Below are 20471 nucleotides of genomic sequence, written 5' to 3'. Positions count from 1 at the left end.
GGGCGTTTCGGACGGCGGGACCCGGGTAGATCTCGACTTTCGGCTCCGACAGACAGGTGAATCGCGCACTGCCGCAACGAGAACGATGACAGAACTCACCCTCGAACGCGTATATCTGACCGCCGGAATCGCGCTGCTGCTGGCCGCGACGCTGCCCAGGCTGCTCCGGGACCGGGCGATCACCGGACCCATTCTCATGCTCGGCGTCGGGGCCCTCGGTGGCCTCGTGATCGGCCCGGAGGGGCTGCGCGCGGTGTCGCCTCTGTCACATCCGACGGTGATCGAGCACCTCGCGGAGCTGTGTGTGATCGTGGCGCTGATGGGCGTCGGGCTCGCGATCGACCGGCCCTTCCACTGGCGCACCTGGAATTCGACGTGGCGCCTGCTGCTGCTCACCATGCCGCTGTGCATCGCGGCCGTCGCGGCGTTCGGCTGGTGGGCCGTCGCGCTAACGCCGGCCGCGGCCGGCCTGCTCGCGGCCGCGCTGGCGCCCACGGACCCGGTGCTGGCCTCCGACGTCCAGGTCGAGGGCCCCACGCCCGGCCCCGAAGGCTCGGCCGAGGAGGACGACGAGGTCCGCTTCGCGCTCACCTCCGAAGCGGGCCTGAACGATGCGCTGGCCTTCCCCTTCGTCTACCTCGCGCTCTTCCTCGCCACGAAGGGATCGCCGCAGAGCTGGCTGGCGGGCTGGTTCACCTGGGAGCTGCTCGGCAAGATCGCGGTCGGCGCGCTGCTCGGCGCGCTCGTCGGCGACCTGCTCGGGCGCGGCCTGTTCTGGTTCCCGCTCGCCAACGCGCGCCTGGCCGAGCGCGGCGAGCCGATCGCCGCGCTGGCGGCGGTGTTCGCGGTCTACGGGCTGACCGAACTCGTCGGGGGCTACGGCTTTCTCGCGGTCTTCGCGTGCGCGATCGCGATGCGGCGCATCGAGCGCGACAGCGGCTACCACGAGCAGATGCACAGCCTGGTCGAACAACTGGAACACGTCTTCACCCTGGTCGTGCTCCTGCTGCTCGGCGCGGCGCTCACCACCGGCCTGCTCGCCGCGCTGTCCTGGCAGGGGGCCGCGCTCGGGCTGCTGCTCGTCTTCGTGTTCCGGCCCGTCGCCGGGTGGCTGTCCCTGCACGGCTGCACCGAGATGCAGCCCAGGGAGCGCGCGGTCACCGCGTTCTTCGGCGTCCGCGGCATCGGCTCGATCTACTACGTCTCCTACGGCCTGTCCCAGGCCGACCTGGGCGCGCACGCCGAAACCATCTGGGCGATAACGGCCTTCACCATCGTGCTCTCCGTGCTCGTGCACGGGGCCAGCGCGCGCTGGGTGATGAGCCACCTGGAGCACGTCCGCGCCCAGCCCGCCAGGTCGCCCTAGACCGCGACCGGCCGATCGGCGACGATCGACCGGTGACGACAGCCGAGGACGCCCGCGGCAGGGCGCAGCGAAAAGCGCTGGGCGCCTTCCTCAAATCCCGGCGCGACCGCATCACCCCGGCGGAGGTCGGCCTCCCGACCGGCACGCGCCGGCGCGCGCCCGGACTGCGGCGCGAGGAACTCGCCCAGCTCGCCGGGGTCGGCCTCACCTGGTACACCTGGCTGGAGCAGGGGCGTGACATCAACGCCAGCGCCCAGGTGCTCGACGCGGTGGCACGGGTGCTGCGCCTGGACGCCCCCGAGCGGGCGCATCTCTATGAACTGATCGGACGGGGGTCCGACGTACCGATCGAGTCCGGGCCCACGGCGGAAACGCTGGCGGTGCTCGAGGCGCTCGAGCCGAATCCGGCCGCGCTCTACGACGGCAAGTTCGATCTGCTGGCCTGCAACGCCACCTATCGCGCCGTGTTTCCGGAGCTGGCCGGGGCCACGGGTACCGACCGGAACGTGTTGTGGCAGTTGGTCGGGTGCGGTCGCGACAACGGGCCGTTCGGCAATCGGCATCTGCTGCCGCGCATGGTGGCGCTGCTGCGTGCGAATCATGTCCGCCACCTGGGAGATCCGGCGTGGACGGGGCTGGTGGACCGGTTGTGCGCGGCGAGTGCGGATTTCGCCGAGCTGTGGGCCGATCATCAAGTGGCCGAGCCGCTTCCGGAGGTCACCGCGTTTCACCGGCCGCCGCTGGGCACCATCGAGATGCGGCCCGCGGGGTTCGCCGTGGCCGACCAGCCGGAGCAGCATCTGGTCGTCTATCTGCCGGTCGGCGCCGCGGACCGGCGCACCCTCGACGAGATCCGCCGGGGCGGGCTCGGTTAGGCGGAGGTGACCAGGCCGATCGCCAGGACCAGCATGATGACGGCGATGACCGAGTCGAGCACGCGCCAGGCGGCGGGGCGGGCGAACAGGGGGCCGAGGCGGCGGGCGCCGAAACCGAGCGCGGTGAACCACAGCACGCTGGCGAGCATCGCGCCCGCGCCGAGGAACCATTTGTCGGCGTCGGCGTAGGTGTTGGCGAAGGAGCCGAGCAGCACCAGCGTGTCCAGGTAGACGTGCGGGTTGAGCCAGGTCAGGGCCAGGCAGGTGAGCACGGTCGCGCCCAGCGCCATGGAGGTGCCGGCCGATTCCGCGATCAGCGCCGAAGAGGTGAATACGCGCTTGGCGGCCAGCACCGCGTAGCCGAGCAGGAACGCCGCACCGAGGTAACGCACCACGGTGACCAGCCCGGGCAGCGACTCGACCAGCACGCCGAAGCCGCCGACACCCGCGGCGATGAGCACCGCGTCCGATACCGCGCAGACCGCGATCACCGGCAGGATGTGCTGCCCGCGCACGCCTTGGCGCAGCACGAAGGCATTCTGCGCGCCGATCGCGACGATCAGCGACAGACCGAAACCCAGACCCGAGACAGCGGCGGTGGCCGCGGAAGAAACCGTCACGCCGATCGACGATATGGCCGCCACTCCCAGCAGGCCAGCTAAAGATTTTCAAGCATCATTACAATATCTTAATGGACCTGCAGCTGGATCAGCTCCGCGCGCTCGACGCCGCGATCACCGAGGGCACCTTCGAAGCGGCCGCCCGCCGCCTGCGCGTCACTCCCTCGGCGGTCAGTCAGCGCATCAAGGCCCTGGAGTACGCGGCCGGGCGGATCCTGGTGCAGCGCACGAAACCGGTGCGGCCCACCGAATCCGGGACCGCCGTGCTGCGGCTGGCGCGCCAGATCGCCCTGCTCTCGGTCGACACCGCCCGCGAACTCGGCGATCCCGAGCAGCCCGCCGACCGGCCGGTGCCGGTGCCGATCGCGGTGAACTCCGATTCGCTGGAGACCTGGGTGATGCCCGCGCTGCGCGCGGTGCCGCCGGGCATCTGCTTCGATCTGCACCGCGAGGACGAGGACCACACCACCGAATTGCTGCGCGACGGCACCGTGATGGCAGCGATCACCACCACCGCGCGCCCGGTGCAGGGCTGCACGGTGACCCGGCTCGGCAACATGCGCTACCGGCCGATGGCGACACCGGAGTTCGCCCGGACCTGGTTCGGCCCCGGCGCGCCGGGCTACGCGCACGCGCCGGTGGTGATGTTCGACCGCAAGGACGATCTGCAGGACCGGCAGATCCGGCGGCGCACAAAGAAACTCGTGGATCCGCCCCGGCACTACGTGCCGTCCTCGGCCGGTTTCGGCGCGGCCGTGCGGCTCGGCCTGGGCTGGGGCATGATGCCCGATCTGCAGACCGAATCCGACCGCGCCGACGGAAGTCTGCGCGGTATCGACGGCGACTCCTACATCGACCGCCCGCTGTATTGGCAGCAGTGGCGCCTGGACTCACCCGCCCTGAGCGCGGTGGCCGCCGCCATCGCGGCGGCGGCCGCGGCGGCGCTGGGGTGATCGATGTGAAACGGTCCGGCACCCCGCGGGATACCGGACCGGATCGGCGACGGCCTCAGGCCGTGCGCGGGAGTTCCGAGGTCGGCGTGAACCGCCCCCAGGGACGCAGTTCCTCCTGGCTGGCCCGGTGCTCGTCACACAGGTGCAGGTAGCCGCGGCGGATGTAGGCGGGATCGAGTCGCTGCTTGAAGGTCAGGTTGTCGCGGCGCCAGCAGTCACCGCACGGGAGATTGTTCATCTCGGCCTCCTTACACCTGAGGTGGTTGCTCAGGAGTTCCCGATCGGCGAGCCCGCGAAGCGCGCGCACGGAAATGTCGGCCGAATCGTTACCTCGACTCAGTGGTTGCCGGTGAAAAACGTTCGCGGCGACGCGGTTTCACGCCCCGCCGGACGACACGGCCCGGTACGTGCCGGGCCGTCTCGACCGGCGGGGAATGCGGTGCACCCCGAGTTCTGGTGCGGTGTCGCGGAACTCGGGGTGCGGGGCGGTACTCGGTCTGGAACGCGGCGCTGAATGTCGGCGCATCGCATCTACCTCCGTTTCTGTCGTGGGTGCGGTCCGGCTAGCTGTAGAGCCGGCCGATGAACGCGGTCAGGTTCTCCAGCACCCGCTGGATTTTCTCCGCTTCGGAGAGATCCTCGCGGTAGCGGCTGCCGGCGGCCGGGCGCTTCTTGTTCCGGGCGTACAGCGAGCAGGCCAGATCGGTGCACATGTAGGTGCCGATCGTGTTGCCCTTGCGCCCGGACTCGCCCGCCTTGGCGGCGGTCAGCAGTGAGACGCCGCTGCCGGTGTGCGTGGTCTTGCAGATCGAGCACATCTGCGCCCGGCCCGAGCCGCCGGTCTCGTGGCGCAGCGCCACGCCGATCAGCCGGTCCTCCTGCGGGAAGACCAGGTAGCTGCGGCCCGGATAGGACGGGTCGCTCCAGCCGAAGAAGTCCAGATCGTCCCAGGGCGGGGCGTCGAGATCCTTCGGTACGGGCAGGCGCTTGGCGTCCCCTTTGGAACAGTTGACGAACGACGACCTGATGTCGCGTTCGGTGACGGGTTGCATGACGAACTCCTTGTCCGTGTCGGTGAACAGAGCCGTGGCGACGGTACGGACGAACGTTTAGCTGAGCAAACTATTTTTCCGGCCCCCGGGCGCGGCGCGCGTCGGTAGGGTTGAAACACCATCAGTTAAGGGGCTGCCATGCTCGAGGTCGCTGATCTGGTTCGGCGGTTCGGGGACAACGTCGCTGTCGACGGCGTGTCCTTCACGGTGCCTGCGGGCGCGCTGACCGGCTTCGTCGGCGGCAACGGCGCGGGCAAGACCACCACCATGCGGATGATCATGGGCGTGCTGGCCGTGCACGGCGGCACGGTGCGCTGGGCCGGACGTCCCGTGACCACCGCCGACCGGCGCGCCTTCGGGTACATGCCCGAGGAGCGCGGCCTCTATCCCAAGCAGCCGGTGCTCGATCAACTGGTCTACCTCGCCCGCCTGCGCGGGCTGCCCGCCGCGGCGGCCCGGCAGCGCGCGGCCGAGCTGCTGGATCGGTTCGACCTCGGCGACCGCGCCAAAGACCGGCTGGAGTCGCTGTCGCTGGGCAACCAGCAGCGGGTGCAGATCGCGGCCGCGGTGATCGCCGAACCCCAGGCGCTGATCCTGGACGAACCGTTCTCCGGGCTCGACCCGCTGGCGGTCGATTCGATGGCGGACCTGTTGCGGGAGTACACCGCCCAGGGTGTGCCGGTGCTGTTCTCCTCGCATCAGCTCGATCTGGTGGAGCGGCTGTGCGACCAGCTGGTGATCCTCGCGCGCGGCAAAGTGGTCGGGCACGGATCTGCCGACGAACTGCGCGCCGGTGCGCGCACCCGGTACCGGCTGGGGTTCGACGGCGACACCGGGTGGCTGGCCGAGTTCGGCGGCGTGCGGGTCCTCGAGACCAACGGGCAGGGCGTGCTGCTGGAACTCGACCGGATCGGCACCGACGAGTTGCTCGCCGCGGCGCTGCGCCGCGGCTCGGTGCGGGAACTGGCGGCGGTGCGACCGACGGTGGCCGAGATCTACCGGGAGGTGACGGCATGAGCGGCCCGGAACCCGCCACTCGCGGTCTGTGGCGGATCGTGACGCAGCGCGAGATCACGGTGAAACTGCGGGACCGGAACTTCCTGGTGTCCACCGCCATCACCATCGCGGTGATCGTGATCACGCTGGGCATCAGCGGTTTCATGAGCAATCGCACGGAGACGCTCGACGTCGCGATCACCGGCGCGGACACCGCCCGCGTCGTCGAGACGGCCAACACCCTGGCGGCGGGCAAGAAGGTCGAGTTCAGCGCGCACCAGGTCGCCGACGTCGCCGCGGTCGAGCAGCGGGTGCGCGACGACGAGGCCGACGCCGGGCTGGTTCCGGCCGATTCCGGGTGGCGGCTGATCGGCCGCGCGGCCGAGAACGACGACGCCAAGACCTACCTCACCGCGGCGGCCCAGCAGATCGCGGTGCAGCGCAACGCGACCGCCGCCGGCACCTCGATGGACGAGCTCACCCGGGGCGCGACCGTCGACTACGACCTGCTCGATTCCACCGGTGTGGACCCTGGCCTGGCCAAGGTCGCGTCGTTCGTCTTCGCGTTCCTGTTCTACTTCGCCTCCACCATGTTCGGCATGACGATCGCGCAGAGCGTGCTGGAGGAGAAACAGAATCGGATCGTGGAAATCCTCGCCAGCGCCATCCCGTTGCGGCAGTTGCTGATCGGCAAGGTGATCGGCAATGCCATCATGGCGTTCGCACAGCTCACGCTGTTCGTCGCGGCCGGGTTGATCGGGCTGTCGGTGATCGGCAAGGGCGATCAGATCACCCAGATCGGCGGCGCCGCGGGCTGGTTCATCGTGTTCTTCCTCGTCGGCTTCCTCGCCTTGGCCAGCCTGTGGGCGGTCGCGGGCGCGCTGTCGACCCGCCCCGAGGACCTGCAATCCACCGCCATGCCGGTGTCGATGTTCATCATGATCGTGCTGTTCGCCGGAATCTTCCTGTCCGGCACCGCGTTGACGGTCGCCTCCTACCTGCCGATCGTCTCCATCGTCGGCATGCCCGGCCGCTTGGCCGCCGGCACCGCCGCCTGGTGGGAGCCGTTCGTCGCGCTCGGGCTGATGGCCGCCGCGACCTACGGGATCGTGCTGATCGCGGAGAAGATCTACCGGCGCGGGCTCATGCAGACCCAGGGCCGGTTGACGATTCGGCAGGCGCTGGAGGTCGAGGACTGAAAGGGAACTCGCGGACCGCGCCTCGGTCCGCGAGCGCGCACCGGCTATCCGATTCCGGCCCCGGCCATTTCGCCGCGCAGGATCGACTCGCAGGTGTTCTCCGGCCATTCCAGCCCGGCGTCGAGCTTGCTCAGGGTGTCCGCGGCCGGGTCCTCGCTGAGGCAGCGTTCGATCTGGCTGATGGTGCCGGCCGACGGGCCGCCGTTCTTGGCGACATCGGCCTGGGTCCAGCCCTTTTCGCGGCGACGGGCCTTGACCCGCTCGGCGAGGGCCTCGACATCGCGGTGATCGGAGGCGCTGGACTGCGGTGCGGCTTCGGTCTTCGCCGGCTTCGGCGCGGCCGCCTCGGCCTTGGGCGCGGCCTGCTTCGGCGCTGCGGTCAGCCGCTCCGCGGCGGGTGCGTCCGCCGGCGTGGACCGAGCCTTGTCCGGAGCCATGAGACCCGCCGTGATGAGCCTCGACCGCTTCCGCCTACCCATTTTCGCCATGCAACACCCCTCCTCTGGACTGGCTCCGGCTGGAGCACAGGAGAGACTGCCATGGGTCGCGCGATATCCCCGACAGGCGCCCCGGCACGGCGCGCCGCAGCCCGCGGCGGCTGTGCGAAATGCCGGAATCGCCCGAGACGACACGCTTTTGGTTTGCTCGACCACCCGGGATCGACGGCGTGTCATCGATCGCGACGATGACCCGGCTTGAATAATCCGTGCAATGACCCCGCGAGTGGTTGGCCGCCGATGAGGAGCACCCCCGCACCCGGCACCGTGCTCCGCTCTACCGAACTGCCCCGAGACCTGTGGCCGGCCCGCGCGCTGGCCGCGTACCGGGTCTCCTACCGCGGCACCGACTACTCCGGTCGTCCGCAGATCGTCACCGCGTCGGTGTTCGTGCCGCACGGCACACCACCCGCCGACGGGTGGCCGGTGATCGGCTACGCGCACGGCACCACCGGACTCGGCACCGCCGCCGCGCCCTCGCGCACCGGGTTCCTGCGACTGGAACGGGATCACATCGACGGCTGGCTGGCCGCGGGCCACGTCGTGGCCGCCGCCGACTACGAGGGCCTGGCCGCCCCTGGCCCGCACCCGTACTTCAACGGCGAGGCCGTCGCCGACGACGTGGTCGACGCCGTGCGGGCCGCGCGCGGACTCGGCCACCCGGTGAGCACGCGCTGGATGGTCGTCGGGTTCTCCCAGGGCGGGCACGCCGCCCTGCACGTCGCGCTGATGGCCACCGGCTACGCCCCCGAGCTGGACTTCCGCGGCGGCGTCGCGCTGTGCCCGCCGGTCTATCTGTCGGAGTTGGTCTCGCAGCTGACCAGCGATCCGCAGCGTCAGCTCAGCCCGATCGTGCCGCTGCTACTGGCCGGTCTGACGACCAGCCACCCGGGCTTCGACCCGAGCGGGCTGCTGCGCGGACCCGGCCGGGCACTGTTCGACCGGGCGAAGGACCTGAGCTTCGTCGAGATGATGCGGGCCTGCGCGGGGGTGACCAACGCCGCCGCCGGGGTGGTCGACCTCACCGCCGAGCCGACCGTGCAGACGGTGCTGGTGGCGGCCTCGGTGCCGGTGGCGCGGCTGGACCGGCCGATGTTCCTGGCCGGCGGCGGTCTGGACGTGATCGTGCCCGAGGCCCTGGTCGACCGCTATGCCGCCGCCACCGCCGATTCCGGCACCCCGGTGCACTACGTGCGCTGCGCGGACGCCGACCACGCGCAGGTCCTGGACCACGAGCGGCACGGCGCGGTGGACTGGGCCCGCACCCGGCTCGACGCCGACGCCGCGCCCGAGCCCGCCTACCGCGCCTTCCACGCGCTGGACGCCACCCACGACGGCTACCTGCGCCGGGACGACTTCGAAGCCTTCGCGCTGCGCCTGGTCCAGGCGCTGCGGCACTCCCCCGGCACCGTCGCCGCCCGGGCCGTCCGCGACGGCTACCTGCGCCTGTGGCGCGGGCTGACCACCGCGGACACCCACGGCGACAATCGGATCAGCGCCGCCGAGTACCGCCAGTGGATCCAGGACCGCACCGACGCCGAGTTCGACACCCTGCTGCGGCCGCTCGCCCAGGCCGTGCTGAACCTGGCCGACGCCAACGGCGACGGCGTGCTGAGCCGGGCGGAGTTCGACGCCCTCTGTTCGGCCTGCCGCATCCCCGCCGACCTGGCGGCCCGCGAATTCCACCTGCTCGACACCGATCACAGCGGCGCCATCGACGTCGACGAGATCATCGTCGGTATCCGCGAATTCTGCCGCGGGGCCGACGCACCCGGCCAGTGGCTGTTCGGGCGGTTCTGACCGCGCTGGGTGGAAGAAGTCCGGTTGCGACCGGGGCGCCGATGAAAGGGGTTGGCCAGGGCCTGGATTCGTGGAGAATGCGGGGTAGCGATGCGAGGTCGATCAGGCGGAAGCAGGTGTGCTGGCAGTGCGGACGGATGAGGATCGGGAGCGGGGCGGGCTGTTCGGAGCGGTCGCGGTCGGGGCGGCCGCGCTGGGGTTGGGCGAGGCGATCGCGGCCACCAAGGGCGGGTCGCTGATCGACTCCGTCGGTCGGGCGCTGATCGATACGGCCCCGATCCCCGTGGTCGAGACGACGGTCGAGCTGTCGGGCCGGCACGACAAGCTGGCGACGCGCGCCGGAGTGGGCGCCGGGGCGGTGGCCGCGGCCGCGGCGATCGGCGCGCTGCCCGGCCGGCTGCGGATTCCGGCGGCCGCGGCCGTGGGAATGGCGGCGGGAGCGCTGGCCGCCCGGCCCGCCGCGCGCTCGGCCTCCGCCGTGGCGGGCGCGGCGGCCGCGGCCGGGGTGCTGGCCGCGGGGCTGCGGCGGCGGCCACGCGGTGCGCTCCAGGCGATGGCGTGGTCGCTGGCGGGCGGCGGCCTGCTCGCCGCCGCGCACACCTTGCAGCAGGATCACGATCGCAGGCAGGACAACGCGATCCGGCGGCTGGGGCCGGTCGGCTCGCTGGGCGTGGCACCCGAGGACGGTCTGGAGGGCGAAGCGGGACTCTCCGCGCTGCTCACCCCCACGCACAAGCTGTATGTGGCCGATGTCAGCCTGCGGCCGCCCCGGATCGATCCCGCGCGGTGGCGGTTGTCCGTGAAAGGCATGGTGGCGCACACGCTTCGGCTGTCGCTGGCCGATCTGATCGCCGACGCGGTGGAGTTCGACGCGGTGCTGGTCTGCGTGCACAACCGCGCCGGGGAGGGACGCGCGGGCAACGCGCGCTGGCTCGGGGTACCGCTGACCGATCTGCTGCGCCACGCCATTCCGGACGCCGAGGCGACCCGCCTGGTCACCCGCGCGGTCGACGGGTACACCATCTCGCTGCCGCTGGCGGCGCTGCGCTCCGGGGAGCTGCCCGGCTACCTGGTGGTCGGCATGAACGGCCAACCCCTCTCGCCCGCACACGGTTTCCCCGCCCGGGTGCTCGTGCCCGGCCTCTACGGGCAGTACACCGGCGCGAAATGGCTGAGCGAGCTGGAACTCGCCGACGACACGCATTCCGACTACTGGGTCCGGCGCGGCTGGACCCGGGAACTGCTGCGGGTGCACCCGCACGCGCGCATCGACAGCACCCTGCCCGGGCGCGAGATCGCCGGCACCACCTCGGTGGCCGGCGTGGCCTGGGCCCCGCCGCACGGCGTGGCGGCGGTGGAACTGCGTGTGGGGCAGGAGGATTGGCAGCCGGTGGAATTGGGGGCGGAACTGTCCCCGGCGTCTTGGCGGCGCTGGCGCACCACCCTCAAGCTGCCCGCCGGGGCGCACACCTTGCAGGTGCGCGCGATCAGCCGTTCGGGTCAGACCCAGGACGGCGTGGAGCGTGCACCGTTCCCGGTGGGCCCCACCGGTTTCCACACCCGCACGGTGCAGGTCTGAGCGCGCTCAGAAGCGACCGCCCCGGCTGATCCGCCGGGAACCCGAGGAGCCGCCGAAGGATCCCGCGCTCCAATCGCCCGAGCCGCCGGAGCGGCGGTAACCGCTGCCCGCGCCGCGCAGCATGCCGTCGATCAGGATGCCGCCGAGAACCGCTCCGCTGCCGCCGAATCCGCCGCCGGAGCCGAACGGGCCACGACCGTAGGGCCCGCTGCTGTACTGCACCTGGCTCGACTCCCAGGCCTGCACGCTGGCCTGGGCTTCCCGCAGCGCCCGCCCGGCCAGCTCGGCGGCGGACTGAGCCGCCCGCAGGGCATCGGCGGGCTCGGCCGCCTGCTGCGCCAGGTCGAGCTGACGCTGCGCCTCCGACAGCCGGGTCCGCGCGCTCGCGTCGATCCCGCCGCGCCGGGTGCCGATGTAATCGCCGGCCTGCTGCACGCGGGAGCGGGCATCGGTGAGCGCCTGCTCGAGCCGCCGGGCCAGATCCTCGGCGGCCAGTTTGCGGTCGGTGGCGGCGGCGATCGCCTTGTCCAGTTCGCCGTCCGCGCTGACCGCGTCCCGGAAGGAACCGAGCGGGTCGGCGTCGCCTGCGGATTCGGCCTTGCTCAAAGCCTGCTGTGCGGCAGCGATGGCGGCCGCCAGCTCCGGGCCGCCGTGGGCGCTCAGCTCGGCCGCGTCGGTGAGGTCCTTGCGCAATTCGGCGACGGCCGCGGGCAATCCGGCCCGGGCCTGCTCGATGTCGGCCGCGGCGTTGGCGACCGCGTCCAGCAGCGCGCGAGCCTGCCCGACCGCGCCCTCCGCCGAGCGGATCGCGGGCACGGCCGCACCCTGCTTGCCGACCGGCTGCGCGAGCGCTTCGCGCCCGATGTCGATGTTGTGCTCAGCGAAGGTGATTCGCTCCCGGGCCATGCCTACGTTGTCTCGGATCGGAGCCAGCACGCTCGCCGGCTGCGCCGCCGTGAGCCGCGTCAGCTCCGCCTCGGCGGCCGGCACCCGGCCGGTCAGGTCCACCACGTCGCGGGTGAGCGCGTCCAGCCGGGACGGGGCGTTGATCAGCAGGCTGCGCATCTGATCGAATTCGGCGACCCGGGCGTCGAGTTCGGTATCGGCGCGCCCGACCGTGCTCAGCAGCTCGACCAGCAGGGTGCGCTGCTCGTCCGGCGTCTCGGGGATCTCGTCGTCGAGCTGCTGCCGGATCGAGAATGCCTTGGACGCCGCGGCTTTCGCGTTCTCCAGCGCGGTGGTGAACGGGCTGACGGCGGTGGCCCCGAACTCGCCGGTGGCGATCTCGAGTTCCTCGGCGCTGGTGCGGATCGCGTTGTCGATGTCCACCAGCGCTTCACGGGAGCGCGCGTGCAGCGTCTCGAGCGGCAGGGCGGCCAGCGCCGCGCTGTCGCCGAGATCCAGCTTCCGAGCGGCCTCGAGCTGGGCCCGGCCGCGATCACGGCGCTGCTTGCGCCGCCACAGCCAGAAGCCGCCGAAACCGAGCAGGCCCAGCCCGATCAGCGCCCACAGCACCACGGCCGTGCGGCCGCCGCCGGTTCCGGCGCCCCCGCTGGTCATCGCGGTGTCCAGGCCGCCCGCCAGCGCGACGCCGGCATCGGCCCACCGGCTGTCGTGCAGGGCCGGCTCCACCGAGCTGGTCAGCAGGTTCTCCAGCTCGCCGTCGCTGACGTCGTTGGGCAGGTCGCCGTAGAACCAGTAGTCCCGGGAGTCGGTGGCGACGGCGAGCAGCAGGTCCCGGCGGCCGAAACCGGATTCGCTCGCGGTGCGCTGCGCCCAGGACTCCGCGCCCAGTCCGCCGAAATCGGGGACGTAGTCGATCCACAACCGCACCTGGTGGCGCGCGTAGAGCTGTTCGACCGACGCGCGCACCCGAGCCAGCTGCGCCGCGTCGAGCGCCTGCGCGCTGTCGACCACGTAGGAATCCATCCGGCCCGGCGGCGCCGCCGACACCGGCGCGCTCAGCAGCGCCGTCCCGGCGAGCAGAACGCCGACGAGGAGTGAAGCAGACCAGCGGGCGAGGCGGCTCCATGGCAGCTGCATAGTCTGAATCTAACTGGATAGGCTGCGGGAATGACGACGATCGACCGTCCCTACACCGGCCACGTGTCGCCGGGCAGCAATCCACAGCAGCGTGACCTCCCCGGCGCCCGCATCATCAAGATGTCGGTCGGCGGGATGGACAACAACTGCTACCTGGTGCAGTGCGTCACCGGTCCCGCGCTGCTCATCGACGCCGCCAACGAACCCGAGCGAATCCTGGAACTGATCGAGCAGGAGGCGCCCGGCAAACTCGCCCTGATCGTGACCACACATCAGCATCCCGACCACTGGTGGGGCCTGAAAGACGTTGCCGCGGCGCTGGACGTCCCGACCGCCGCGCATGCCCTGGACGCCGAGCCGCTCCCGGTGCGGCCCGATCGACTGCTCGCCGACGGCGACGTCGTCGAGATCGGCGACCTGCGCTTCGAGATCGCGCACCTGCGCGGCCACACCCCCGGTTCCGTCGCGCTCGCCCTGACCGACGAGTCCGGCCGCACCCACCTGTTCACCGGCGACTCCCTGTTCCCGGGCGGCGTCGGCAAGACGCGGAGCCCGGAGGATTTCGACTCGCTCTACGGCGATGTCACCACGAAACTGTTCGACCGGTACCCCGACGAGACCGTCGTCTACCCGGGCCACGGCGACGACACCACCCTCGGCGCCGAGCGGCCGCACCTGGCCGAGTGGCGCGAGCGCGGCTGGTAGCCGCGGGTCAGGAGGTCCGGCGCTCGGCCCGGCGGCGGGCGTCGTCGTGGGCCGCGCGCAGCAGGTCCAGTGCCAGCTCCCGGGTGCGGGTGCCCGGATCGACGATCGCGATCCAGCCCTGCCGCCGATACAGCGGATGCGGGAGGACGGTGTCGGTCGCGGTGTAGTCGACGTCGTCGGCTTCGTCGCGCGGGTCGACGCCGAGGAGCTCGGCGAAGCGGGTTCGGCCAACGTGAATGTTGAGCCGCCGGCGGCCAGGGGTGTCGAGATCGCACCGGGTGTCGTCCGGGTAGTTCTTCGTCACGACGGTGGCGTAGGGCTGCTCGCGCTGGGGCACCTGCCCATCGGGGGCGTAATAGAAGAAGTGGTCGCCCCACGCGATCTCCGGGAACGGCCCACCGGCCGTCGGCGCGAGCTCGAGCACACCGTCGAACGTCCGGATCGTCTCGAGTAGCTGGTCCATAATCATGGTTCGAGCATGAACTTGAAGTGCTTATGGAGGGTTGGCGCATGGGCGAGCACGGGCTCACCGTCGCGGCGGTCGCGGCGGCCACCGGCTACTCCGTCCAGCAAATCCGTGACCTGGAACGATTGGGCGTCCTCGCGGCCGCGGACCGCGCGGGCAACGGCTATCGGCACTTCGGCCCGGATCACCTGCGCGATCTGCGCGCCTATCGGGATCTCGCCCGCGCGGTCGGGCCGGTGGCGGCGCGCGGCGCGATGCGGGCGATCCGCTCGCTGCCCTGCGACGAGGCCGCCGCCCTGGTCTGCGCCCTGCCCGCACGGCTCCAGCGGGAACGCGAGCAGGCCCTGGCCGCTCGGGCAGCCCTGCTGGCCATCGAGGACGAGTCCGCCGCCGAGGCCGAGCCCGCCGCGAACGACACCATGACCATCACCGAGCTGGCGGGGGCGCTCGGGCTCCGGGCCTCGACGCTGCGCTTCTGGGAGCAGGAGGGCCTGCTCACGCCGGAGCGCACCGTCACCCGGTCGGGTTCGGCGCGGCGCTATCCCCCGCCGGCGGTCCGCGACGCACGGATCGCCACGGCTTTGCGTGCGGCCGGATACGGCATCCCCGAGGTGCGGGAGGCGCTCACCGCGGTGCGGGAACTGCACGACGCCGGTCACTCACTCACGGCGCTGGAGGAGCGGGTGCGCACGATCGCGCGCCGGGAACTGGCGCTGCTGCGCGCGGCGGCAATTCTCGCCGAGATCATCGAGGCTGCTTCGTGATCGCCGCGAGAGCCCGGCTCCGACGTGCGGCGACGCGGATCACTCCCGCCGCATGCTCGCGGTGAACCGTTGACGACGAAAGGGCAGTCCGTGCCGCCGTCCGGGGCGGGGCGTCCAGCTCCGTGATCGGAACCGCTTGCGCGGGAGACGGATCGGGCCAAGCCGATCGGCCACCTCGCGGGCGTTCTCGGCGAGTCTCTCCCTGCGTGAAATCCCCTGCGGCCCAGCGGTTCGCGATTGGCGACCCCTATGGTGCGCCGGGGGTCCGACAAGTTCCGCCGAGCAGGCGTGTCGCAGCGTTTCCGGCGTGGGTGGCGCACGGTCTTGCTATATATCGGAGACGATTCGAACCGCCCGGAGGTGGCGATGGACCGGCGTGCCAGTTCGTACCAGGTTCGGCCCCACGAGGATCGGGTGCGCATCGGATACCTGATCGAGCCCGTCGCGCCGGTCTGGGCGATCACCCTGAACCTGCGCACCGCGCGGCTGCTCGGCGTCGACGACATCTGGTTCTCCGATCACACCAAATCCGCCTTCCCCGCGGCGGCCTGGAACGCCCGGTTCTCGCCGATGGCCCGGTATGTCACCTCGCTGGACGCCTACCTCGATCCGACGATCGCGCTGGCGCGCTGGGTCCGCCCGCGCGGCCCCGTGATGGGCGTCGCGGTGACCGATGTGGTGCGCCGCAATCCGGCCGATCTGGCCCGCGCCTGGATGTCGCTGCACCACCTGTCCCGGGGCCGCGTGGTGCTCGGGATCGGCTCGGGCGAATACGAGAACACCGTCCCCTACGGGCTGACCCTCGAACCCCGCGCCGCGCGCCTGGCCGACACGCTGACCGCACTGCGTGTCGCGTGGTCGTCGCCGGACGAATTGGTCACGCACCGCGGGCGATTCCACGATTGGCAGGACGCCCGCTTCGGTCTGCCGCCGCTGCGCGGCACGACCCCGCCGGTGTGGGTGGCCGCGCAGGGTCCGCGCGCCTGCCGGATCGCCGGGGCGCAGGCCGACGGCTGGATGTTCATCCTCAACGACACCGGCACGCCCTGGCACACCGCGGCGACCCAGTTCCGCGCGGCCGCCGAGGAGGCCGGGCGCGATCCGCGCGCACTGCACCGCAGCGCCCTGCTCGCCCCGCTGCTCGCGCCCGACGACCGCGTCCTCGACGAGCTGTGCCGCCAGCCCTTCGTCCGGGCCATCGCGCTGGCGCTGCCGGGCGCGAGCTGGACCGCCGCCGGCGCCACCCACCCGCTCGGGCCGGACAACCCCGGCTATTCGCACGTCGATCCGGCTGTCTTCGAGGGCGAGCGCTTCGCCGAGTACAGCAAACTCCTCACCCCCGAGCTGATTCGCGCGCTGCTGCCCGCCGGCACCGCGGCGCAGGTGGAGCGCTGGCTGGACCCCTACCTCGACGCGGGGCTGAGCCACGTCCTCTTCTACGCCTTCGCGGCCGCGGTCAAACCGGCGCTGGCCGCCGCCGGGCTGCGCGAGCAGCGCCGGTTGATCGGCCGGTTGCGGAGGCGACGCCCCGGCCCGCTGCCGTAACCGTGGCTCGCGCGGGCACGATGTCGGCCCGCCCTGGCAGACTTGGTGACGTGAGTTCGCCAACCCCGCCCCCCGGAGCCGCGCCGGCTGCCGGTCCCGGCGTGCCACGAGGATTCGGAGCGGGTGTCGCGCGCTGGCTGCGCCGGTTGCTGCTCGGCACCGTGCTGATCGGGCTGGTGCTGGTGAGCGGCACCGCTTTCCGGGTCTGGCAGGTCGCCCGGATCGAGGATTACAGCAAGGCCGACGCGATCGTCGTGCTCGGCGCCGCCCAGTATTCGGGCACGCCGTCCTCGGTGTTCGAGGCGCGTCTGGATCAGGCCGCGAAACTCTACAAACTCGGCGTCGCGCCCCGCGTCATCACCGTCGGCGGCAAGCAGCAGGGCGATCTGTACACCGAGGCCGCCTCCGGCAAGAACTACCTGCAAACCCTGGGCGTCCCCGGCGACAAGATCCTCGCCGTCGAGACCGGCTCGGATACTCTGCGCAGCGTCGAAGCCGTCGCCGAGGCCATGCACGCGCGCGATCTCTCCTCGGCGGTGCTGGTCAGCGATCCGTGGCATTCGCTGCGCACCCGCACCATGGCACGCGACGCGGGCCTGCACGCCTGGACGGCGCCCACCCGCACCGGACCCGCCGTCTACACCCGCGAGTCCCAGGCGCACGGCATCGCCCGCGAGACCGGCGCGCTGCTCTGGTATCAGCTCACCCATTTTTCCGCCGACTTCAAATACACAGCGGGGCAGTGAGAACCGATGACCTACACCGCACACGACCGGGAGCGGATGGTCGTCGAGGCACCCAAGACCGCCGCCCTCGGCCCGGCCGAGCGAGAGACGGCGCACCGCACCCAGTTCGCCCGCGACCGCGCCCGGGTCCTGCATTCCGCCGCGCTGCGCCGCCTCGCCGACAAAACGCAGGTGATGGGCCCGCGCGACGGTGACACCCCGCGCACCCGGCTCACGCACTCGCTCGAGGTCGCCCAGATCGGGCGCAGCATCGCCGACGGCCTCGGCTGCGATCCGGACCTGGTCGATCTGGCCGGGCTCGCGCACGACATCGGCCACCCGCCCTACGGCCACAACGGCGAGCGGGCCCTCGACGAATTCGCCGACCGGCACGGCGGTTTCGAGGGCAATGCGCAGAACCTGCGCATCCTCACCCGGCTCGAACCCAAGGTGCTCGCCCCCGACGGCACCAGCGCGGGCCTGAACCTGACGCGCGCCGCGCTGGATTCGGCGCTCAAATACCCGTGGGGCCGAAGCGGTTCCGGCACCAAGTTCGGCGCCTACGGCATCGACGCCGACCGCCTGGACTGGGTCCGCGCGGGTGCGCCGCAGCGCAGGCAGAGCCTGGAATGCCAGGTCATGGATTGGTCCGACGACGTCGCCTACTCCGTACACGACGTGGAGGACGGCGTCATCGCGGGCCGCATCGATCTGCGTGAGCTCACCGATCCCGGCGTGCAGACCGAACTGGCCCGGGTCGGCCATCAGCGCCATCCCGCGCTCTCGGTGGACGAGCTCGTCGCCGCCGCGCATCGCCTCTCGGAGCTGCCCGTGGTCGCCGCGGCCGCCGCCTACGACGGTGGCTTCGCCAGTTCGGTCGCGTTGAAGCAGCTCACCAGCGAGCTCGTCGGCCGTTTCGCCACCGCCGCGATCACCGCGACCCGTCTGATCGCCGGGACGGGGCCGCTCACGCGCTATGCCGCCGATCTCGAGGTGCCCGCCGTGGTGGCCGCCGAGGTCGCGATGTTGAAAACGGTCGCGCTGCACTACGTGATGTCCGACGCGGCCCATCGCCGCCGTCAAAGCGACCAGCGCGATCGCATCCGGGCCGTCGCCGAGCACCTGCTCGCCACCGCGCCGCACACCCTGGACCCGGTGCTGCTGCCCTGGTGGAAAGCCGCCGACGACGACACGGCCCGGGTGCGCGTCATCGTCGATCAGATCGCCTCCTACACCGAGAGCCGGCTGGAACGCGTTGCCGACCAACTCGGCGGGTAACCCACCCTCGCCGGTGCGGGCTCGCGCGAGTGTGGCGTCGAGCGCGGCCGATGGGCGTGTCGGTGATCTCTTGGCCTAGACTCGTGCCGTGGCCGGACGAATCCCAGATCGCGATATCGCGGCGATACGCGAACGGGTTCGGATCGAAGATGTCGTCGGCGAGTACGTCGCGCTCAAGCGCGCGGGCGCCGATTCGGAGAAGGGGTTGTGCCCCTTCCACGACGAGAAGTCGCCCTCCTTCCATGTGCGCCCCCACCTCGGCGTCTTCCACTGCTTCGGGTGTGGCGAGGGCGGCGATGTCTACAAGTTCCTGCAGAAGATCGAGCACGTCGGGTTCGTCGAAGCGGTCGAGCAGATGGCCGATCGCGTCGGCTACCAGATCAACTACGAGGGCGGCGGCACCTCCGTGCAGCGCGACCGGGGCACCCGGGCCCGGCTGGTCGCCGCCAACGCGGCCGCGCACGAGTTCTACATGGCCAGGCTGCGCGAGCCCGAGGCCGAGGCCGCGCGCAAATACCTGACCGACCGCAACTTCGACGGCAACGCAGCCCAGCAGTTCGGCTGCGGCTACGCCCCCGACGGCTGGGACACCCTCACCAAGCATCTGCTGCGCAAGGGTTTCGAGTTCAAGGAACTGGAGGCGGCCGGCCTGTCCAAGCAGGGCAAGCGCGGCCCGATCGACCGGTTCCATCGCCGCCTGCTGTGGCCGATCCGCAATCTCGGCGGCGAGGTCATCGGTTTCGGCGCGCGCAAGCTCTACGACGACGACACCATGCCCGGCAAATACATCAACACCCCGGAAACGGTGCTGTACAAGAAGTCCCAGGTGCTCTTCGGCCTGGATCACGCCAAGCGCGATATCGCCAAGGGCCATCAGGCCGTGGTCGTCGAGGGCTACACCGACGTCATGGCCATGCACCTGGCCGGGGTGAAGACGGCCGTCGCCTCCTGCGGCACCGCCTTCGGCGACGAGCACATGGCGATCCTGCGCCGCCTGCTCATGGACGACAACTTCTGGCGCGGCGAGATCATCTACACCTTCGACGGCGACGCCGCCGGTCAGGCCGCCGCGCTGAAGGCTTTCTCCGGCGATCAGCGCCTGGCCGGGCAGACCTACATCGCGATCGCCCCGGACGGCCAGGATCCCTGCGAACTGCGCCAGCACTCCGGCGACGGCGCCGTGCGCGATCTGGTCGCCCGCCGGACCCCGCTGTACGAGTTCGTGATCCGCGGCCTGCTCGCCGATCACAACCTGGACCAGGTGGAGGGTCAGGTCGAGGCGCTGCGCCGCGCGGTCCCCGTGGTCGCGCAGATCAAGGACCACGCCACCCGCAAGGCCTACGCCACCCGCCTGGCCGGCTGGGTCGGCTGGGACGACATCCAGTCCGTGGTGCGCCGGGTGGGCGAGGAAGCCAAGCGCAACCGGCTCGGCGGCCCGGCCCGCCCGCAGTCGCGCGCCGCGGAATCCGCGCCGGTCGCCGATCAGCCGCCCATGCGGCCGAACCCGAACGATCCGGTGCTGCTGCCGCAACGCCAAGTGCTGGCGGCCGCACTGCAATACCCGGCGATCGCCGGGCCGGTGTTCGATTCGCTGGAGCCGGAGGCGTTCACCCACCCCGCCTACGTCGCGGTGCGCACGATGATCGCCGAAGCCGGTGGCGCGTCCAGCAGTGTCGGCGGTGCGGAATGGATCAACGCCGTCACCGACCGCGCCACGGATCTCACGCTGCACGCGTTCGTCTCCGAACTGGCCAACGAGCCGCTGCCGGTGAAATCCGCCGACGGCATTCCCCGCTTCATCACCGGCGTGCTGGCACGGGCCCAGGAGGCCTGGGTCGGGCGTCAGGTGGCCGAATTGAAGTCGCGGTTGCAGCGCCTGTCCTCCACCGACGAGACCGACGCCTACATGCAGCTGTTCGGCGATCTCGTCGCCCTGGAGCAGTACCGCAAGAGCCTGCTCACCCAGGCGATGGGCAACTCCGACGACTTCTCCGCCGCCTGAAATTCA

Annotated in this window: 19 protein-coding genes; 13 read left to right on the top strand and 6 right to left on the bottom strand. The window is 71.4% G+C overall.

Annotation, left to right across the window (positions count from 1 at the left end; genetic code table 11):
• Positions 1-85 precede the first annotated feature (85 nt).
• On the top strand, positions 86-1366 hold the full coding sequence (locus AB0I43_RS10835) for a cation:proton antiporter (RefSeq protein WP_356970837.1): 1281 nt from the start codon (positions 86-88) through the stop codon (positions 1364-1366).
• Between the two features lie 32 nt (positions 1367-1398).
• On the top strand, positions 1399-2241 hold the full coding sequence (locus AB0I43_RS10830) for a helix-turn-helix transcriptional regulator (protein WP_356970839.1): 843 nt from the start codon (positions 1399-1401) through the stop codon (positions 2239-2241).
• On the opposite strand, the gene AB0I43_RS10825 is transcribed toward AB0I43_RS10830, so the two are convergent.
• A complete protein-coding gene (locus tag AB0I43_RS10825; protein WP_356970841.1) occupies positions 2238-2861 on the bottom strand; it encodes a LysE/ArgO family amino acid transporter in 624 nt (207 codons plus the stop codon). The two genes, AB0I43_RS10830 and AB0I43_RS10825, sit on opposite strands and share 4 nt — an antisense overlap.
• Before the next feature lie 71 nt (positions 2862-2932).
• Between AB0I43_RS10825 and AB0I43_RS10820 the strand changes: the two genes are divergently transcribed.
• Complete coding sequence (locus AB0I43_RS10820; RefSeq protein WP_356970842.1) at positions 2933-3814, top strand: LysR family transcriptional regulator ArgP; 882 nt, start codon at positions 2933-2935, stop codon at positions 3812-3814.
• Positions 3815-3869: 55 nt separating this feature from the next.
• Here AB0I43_RS10820 and AB0I43_RS10815 read toward each other — a convergent pair whose 3' ends face one another.
• Together AB0I43_RS10815 and AB0I43_RS10810 are read right to left on the bottom strand one after the other, a co-directional pair.
• Complete coding sequence (locus AB0I43_RS10815; protein WP_356970844.1) at positions 3870-4052, bottom strand: hypothetical protein; 183 nt, start codon at positions 4050-4052, stop codon at positions 3870-3872.
• A 325-nt stretch (positions 4053-4377) separates the two neighbouring features.
• Positions 4378-4866 (bottom strand): FBP domain-containing protein, encoded by a 489-nt coding sequence (locus tag AB0I43_RS10810; protein ID WP_356970846.1) that lies wholly within the window; start codon positions 4864-4866, stop codon positions 4378-4380.
• Positions 4867-5004: 138 nt separating this feature from the next.
• Here AB0I43_RS10810 and AB0I43_RS10805 point away from each other — a divergent pair, with 138 nt between their 5' ends.
• Positions 5005-5883: an ATP-binding cassette domain-containing protein gene (locus tag AB0I43_RS10805; RefSeq protein ID WP_356970847.1), complete on the top strand. Its 879-nt coding sequence runs from the start codon at positions 5005-5007 to the stop codon at positions 5881-5883.
• Entirely contained in the window at positions 5880-7061 is a 1182-nt protein-coding gene (locus tag AB0I43_RS10800; RefSeq protein ID WP_356970848.1) for an ABC transporter permease, read from the top strand. The genes AB0I43_RS10805 and AB0I43_RS10800 overlap by 4 nt, the downstream gene beginning before the upstream one ends.
• Positions 7062-7105: 44 nt before the next feature.
• Here AB0I43_RS10800 and AB0I43_RS10795 read toward each other — a convergent pair whose 3' ends face one another.
• On the bottom strand, positions 7106-7498 hold the full coding sequence (locus AB0I43_RS10795) for a helix-turn-helix domain-containing protein (RefSeq protein ID WP_356970850.1): 393 nt from the start codon (positions 7496-7498) through the stop codon (positions 7106-7108).
• 300 nt (positions 7499-7798) lie between these two features.
• Between AB0I43_RS10795 and AB0I43_RS10790 the strand changes: the two genes are divergently transcribed.
• Positions 7799-9358 (top strand): lipase family protein, encoded by a 1560-nt coding sequence (locus AB0I43_RS10790; protein WP_356970851.1) that lies wholly within the window; start codon positions 7799-7801, stop codon positions 9356-9358.
• A gap of 127 nt (positions 9359-9485) precedes the next feature.
• Complete coding sequence (locus AB0I43_RS10785) at positions 9486-10937, top strand: molybdopterin-dependent oxidoreductase (protein ID WP_356970853.1); 1452 nt, start codon at positions 9486-9488, stop codon at positions 10935-10937.
• Between the two features lie 6 nt (positions 10938-10943).
• Here the strand turns inward: AB0I43_RS10785 and AB0I43_RS10780 are convergent, their stop codons facing one another.
• Complete coding sequence (locus AB0I43_RS10780; RefSeq protein WP_356970854.1) at positions 10944-12980, bottom strand: TPM domain-containing protein; 2037 nt, start codon at positions 12978-12980, stop codon at positions 10944-10946.
• A gap of 30 nt (positions 12981-13010) precedes the next feature.
• Between AB0I43_RS10780 and AB0I43_RS10775 the strand changes: the two genes are divergently transcribed.
• On the top strand, positions 13011-13685 hold the full coding sequence (locus tag AB0I43_RS10775; RefSeq protein WP_356970856.1) for an MBL fold metallo-hydrolase: 675 nt from the start codon (positions 13011-13013) through the stop codon (positions 13683-13685).
• 7 nt (positions 13686-13692) lie between these two features.
• Here AB0I43_RS10775 and AB0I43_RS10770 read toward each other — a convergent pair whose 3' ends face one another.
• A complete protein-coding gene (locus AB0I43_RS10770) occupies positions 13693-14154 on the bottom strand; it encodes a DUF6194 family protein (RefSeq protein WP_356970857.1) in 462 nt (153 codons plus the stop codon).
• A gap of 41 nt (positions 14155-14195) precedes the next feature.
• Here AB0I43_RS10770 and AB0I43_RS10765 point away from each other — a divergent pair, with 41 nt between their 5' ends.
• From AB0I43_RS10765 to dnaG, 5 genes are all read left to right on the top strand, one after another.
• Complete coding sequence (locus AB0I43_RS10765; protein ID WP_356970859.1) at positions 14196-14915, top strand: MerR family transcriptional regulator; 720 nt, start codon at positions 14196-14198, stop codon at positions 14913-14915.
• Between the two features lie 366 nt (positions 14916-15281).
• Positions 15282-16460, top strand: a complete 1179-nt coding sequence (locus tag AB0I43_RS10760) for an LLM class flavin-dependent oxidoreductase (RefSeq protein WP_357431795.1) — start codon at positions 15282-15284, stop codon at positions 16458-16460.
• A 101-nt stretch (positions 16461-16561) separates the two neighbouring features.
• Positions 16562-17206: a YdcF family protein gene (locus AB0I43_RS10755; protein WP_356970861.1), complete on the top strand. Its 645-nt coding sequence runs from the start codon at positions 16562-16564 to the stop codon at positions 17204-17206.
• 6 nt (positions 17207-17212) lie between these two features.
• Entirely contained in the window at positions 17213-18463 is a 1251-nt protein-coding gene (locus AB0I43_RS10750) for a deoxyguanosinetriphosphate triphosphohydrolase (RefSeq protein ID WP_356970862.1), read from the top strand.
• An 88-nt stretch (positions 18464-18551) separates the two neighbouring features.
• Complete coding sequence (dnaG, locus tag AB0I43_RS10745) at positions 18552-20465, top strand: DNA primase (protein WP_356970864.1); 1914 nt, start codon at positions 18552-18554, stop codon at positions 20463-20465.
• The last annotated feature ends 6 nt before the right edge of the window (positions 20466-20471 follow it).

The sequence above is a fragment of the Nocardia sp. NPDC050435 genome (assembly GCF_040655395.1).
Lineage (GTDB): Bacteria > Actinomycetota > Actinomycetes > Mycobacteriales > Mycobacteriaceae > Nocardia.
The sequence above is the reverse complement of the archived record's forward strand: the minus strand, read 5'-3'. Positions and strand labels throughout refer to the sequence as shown.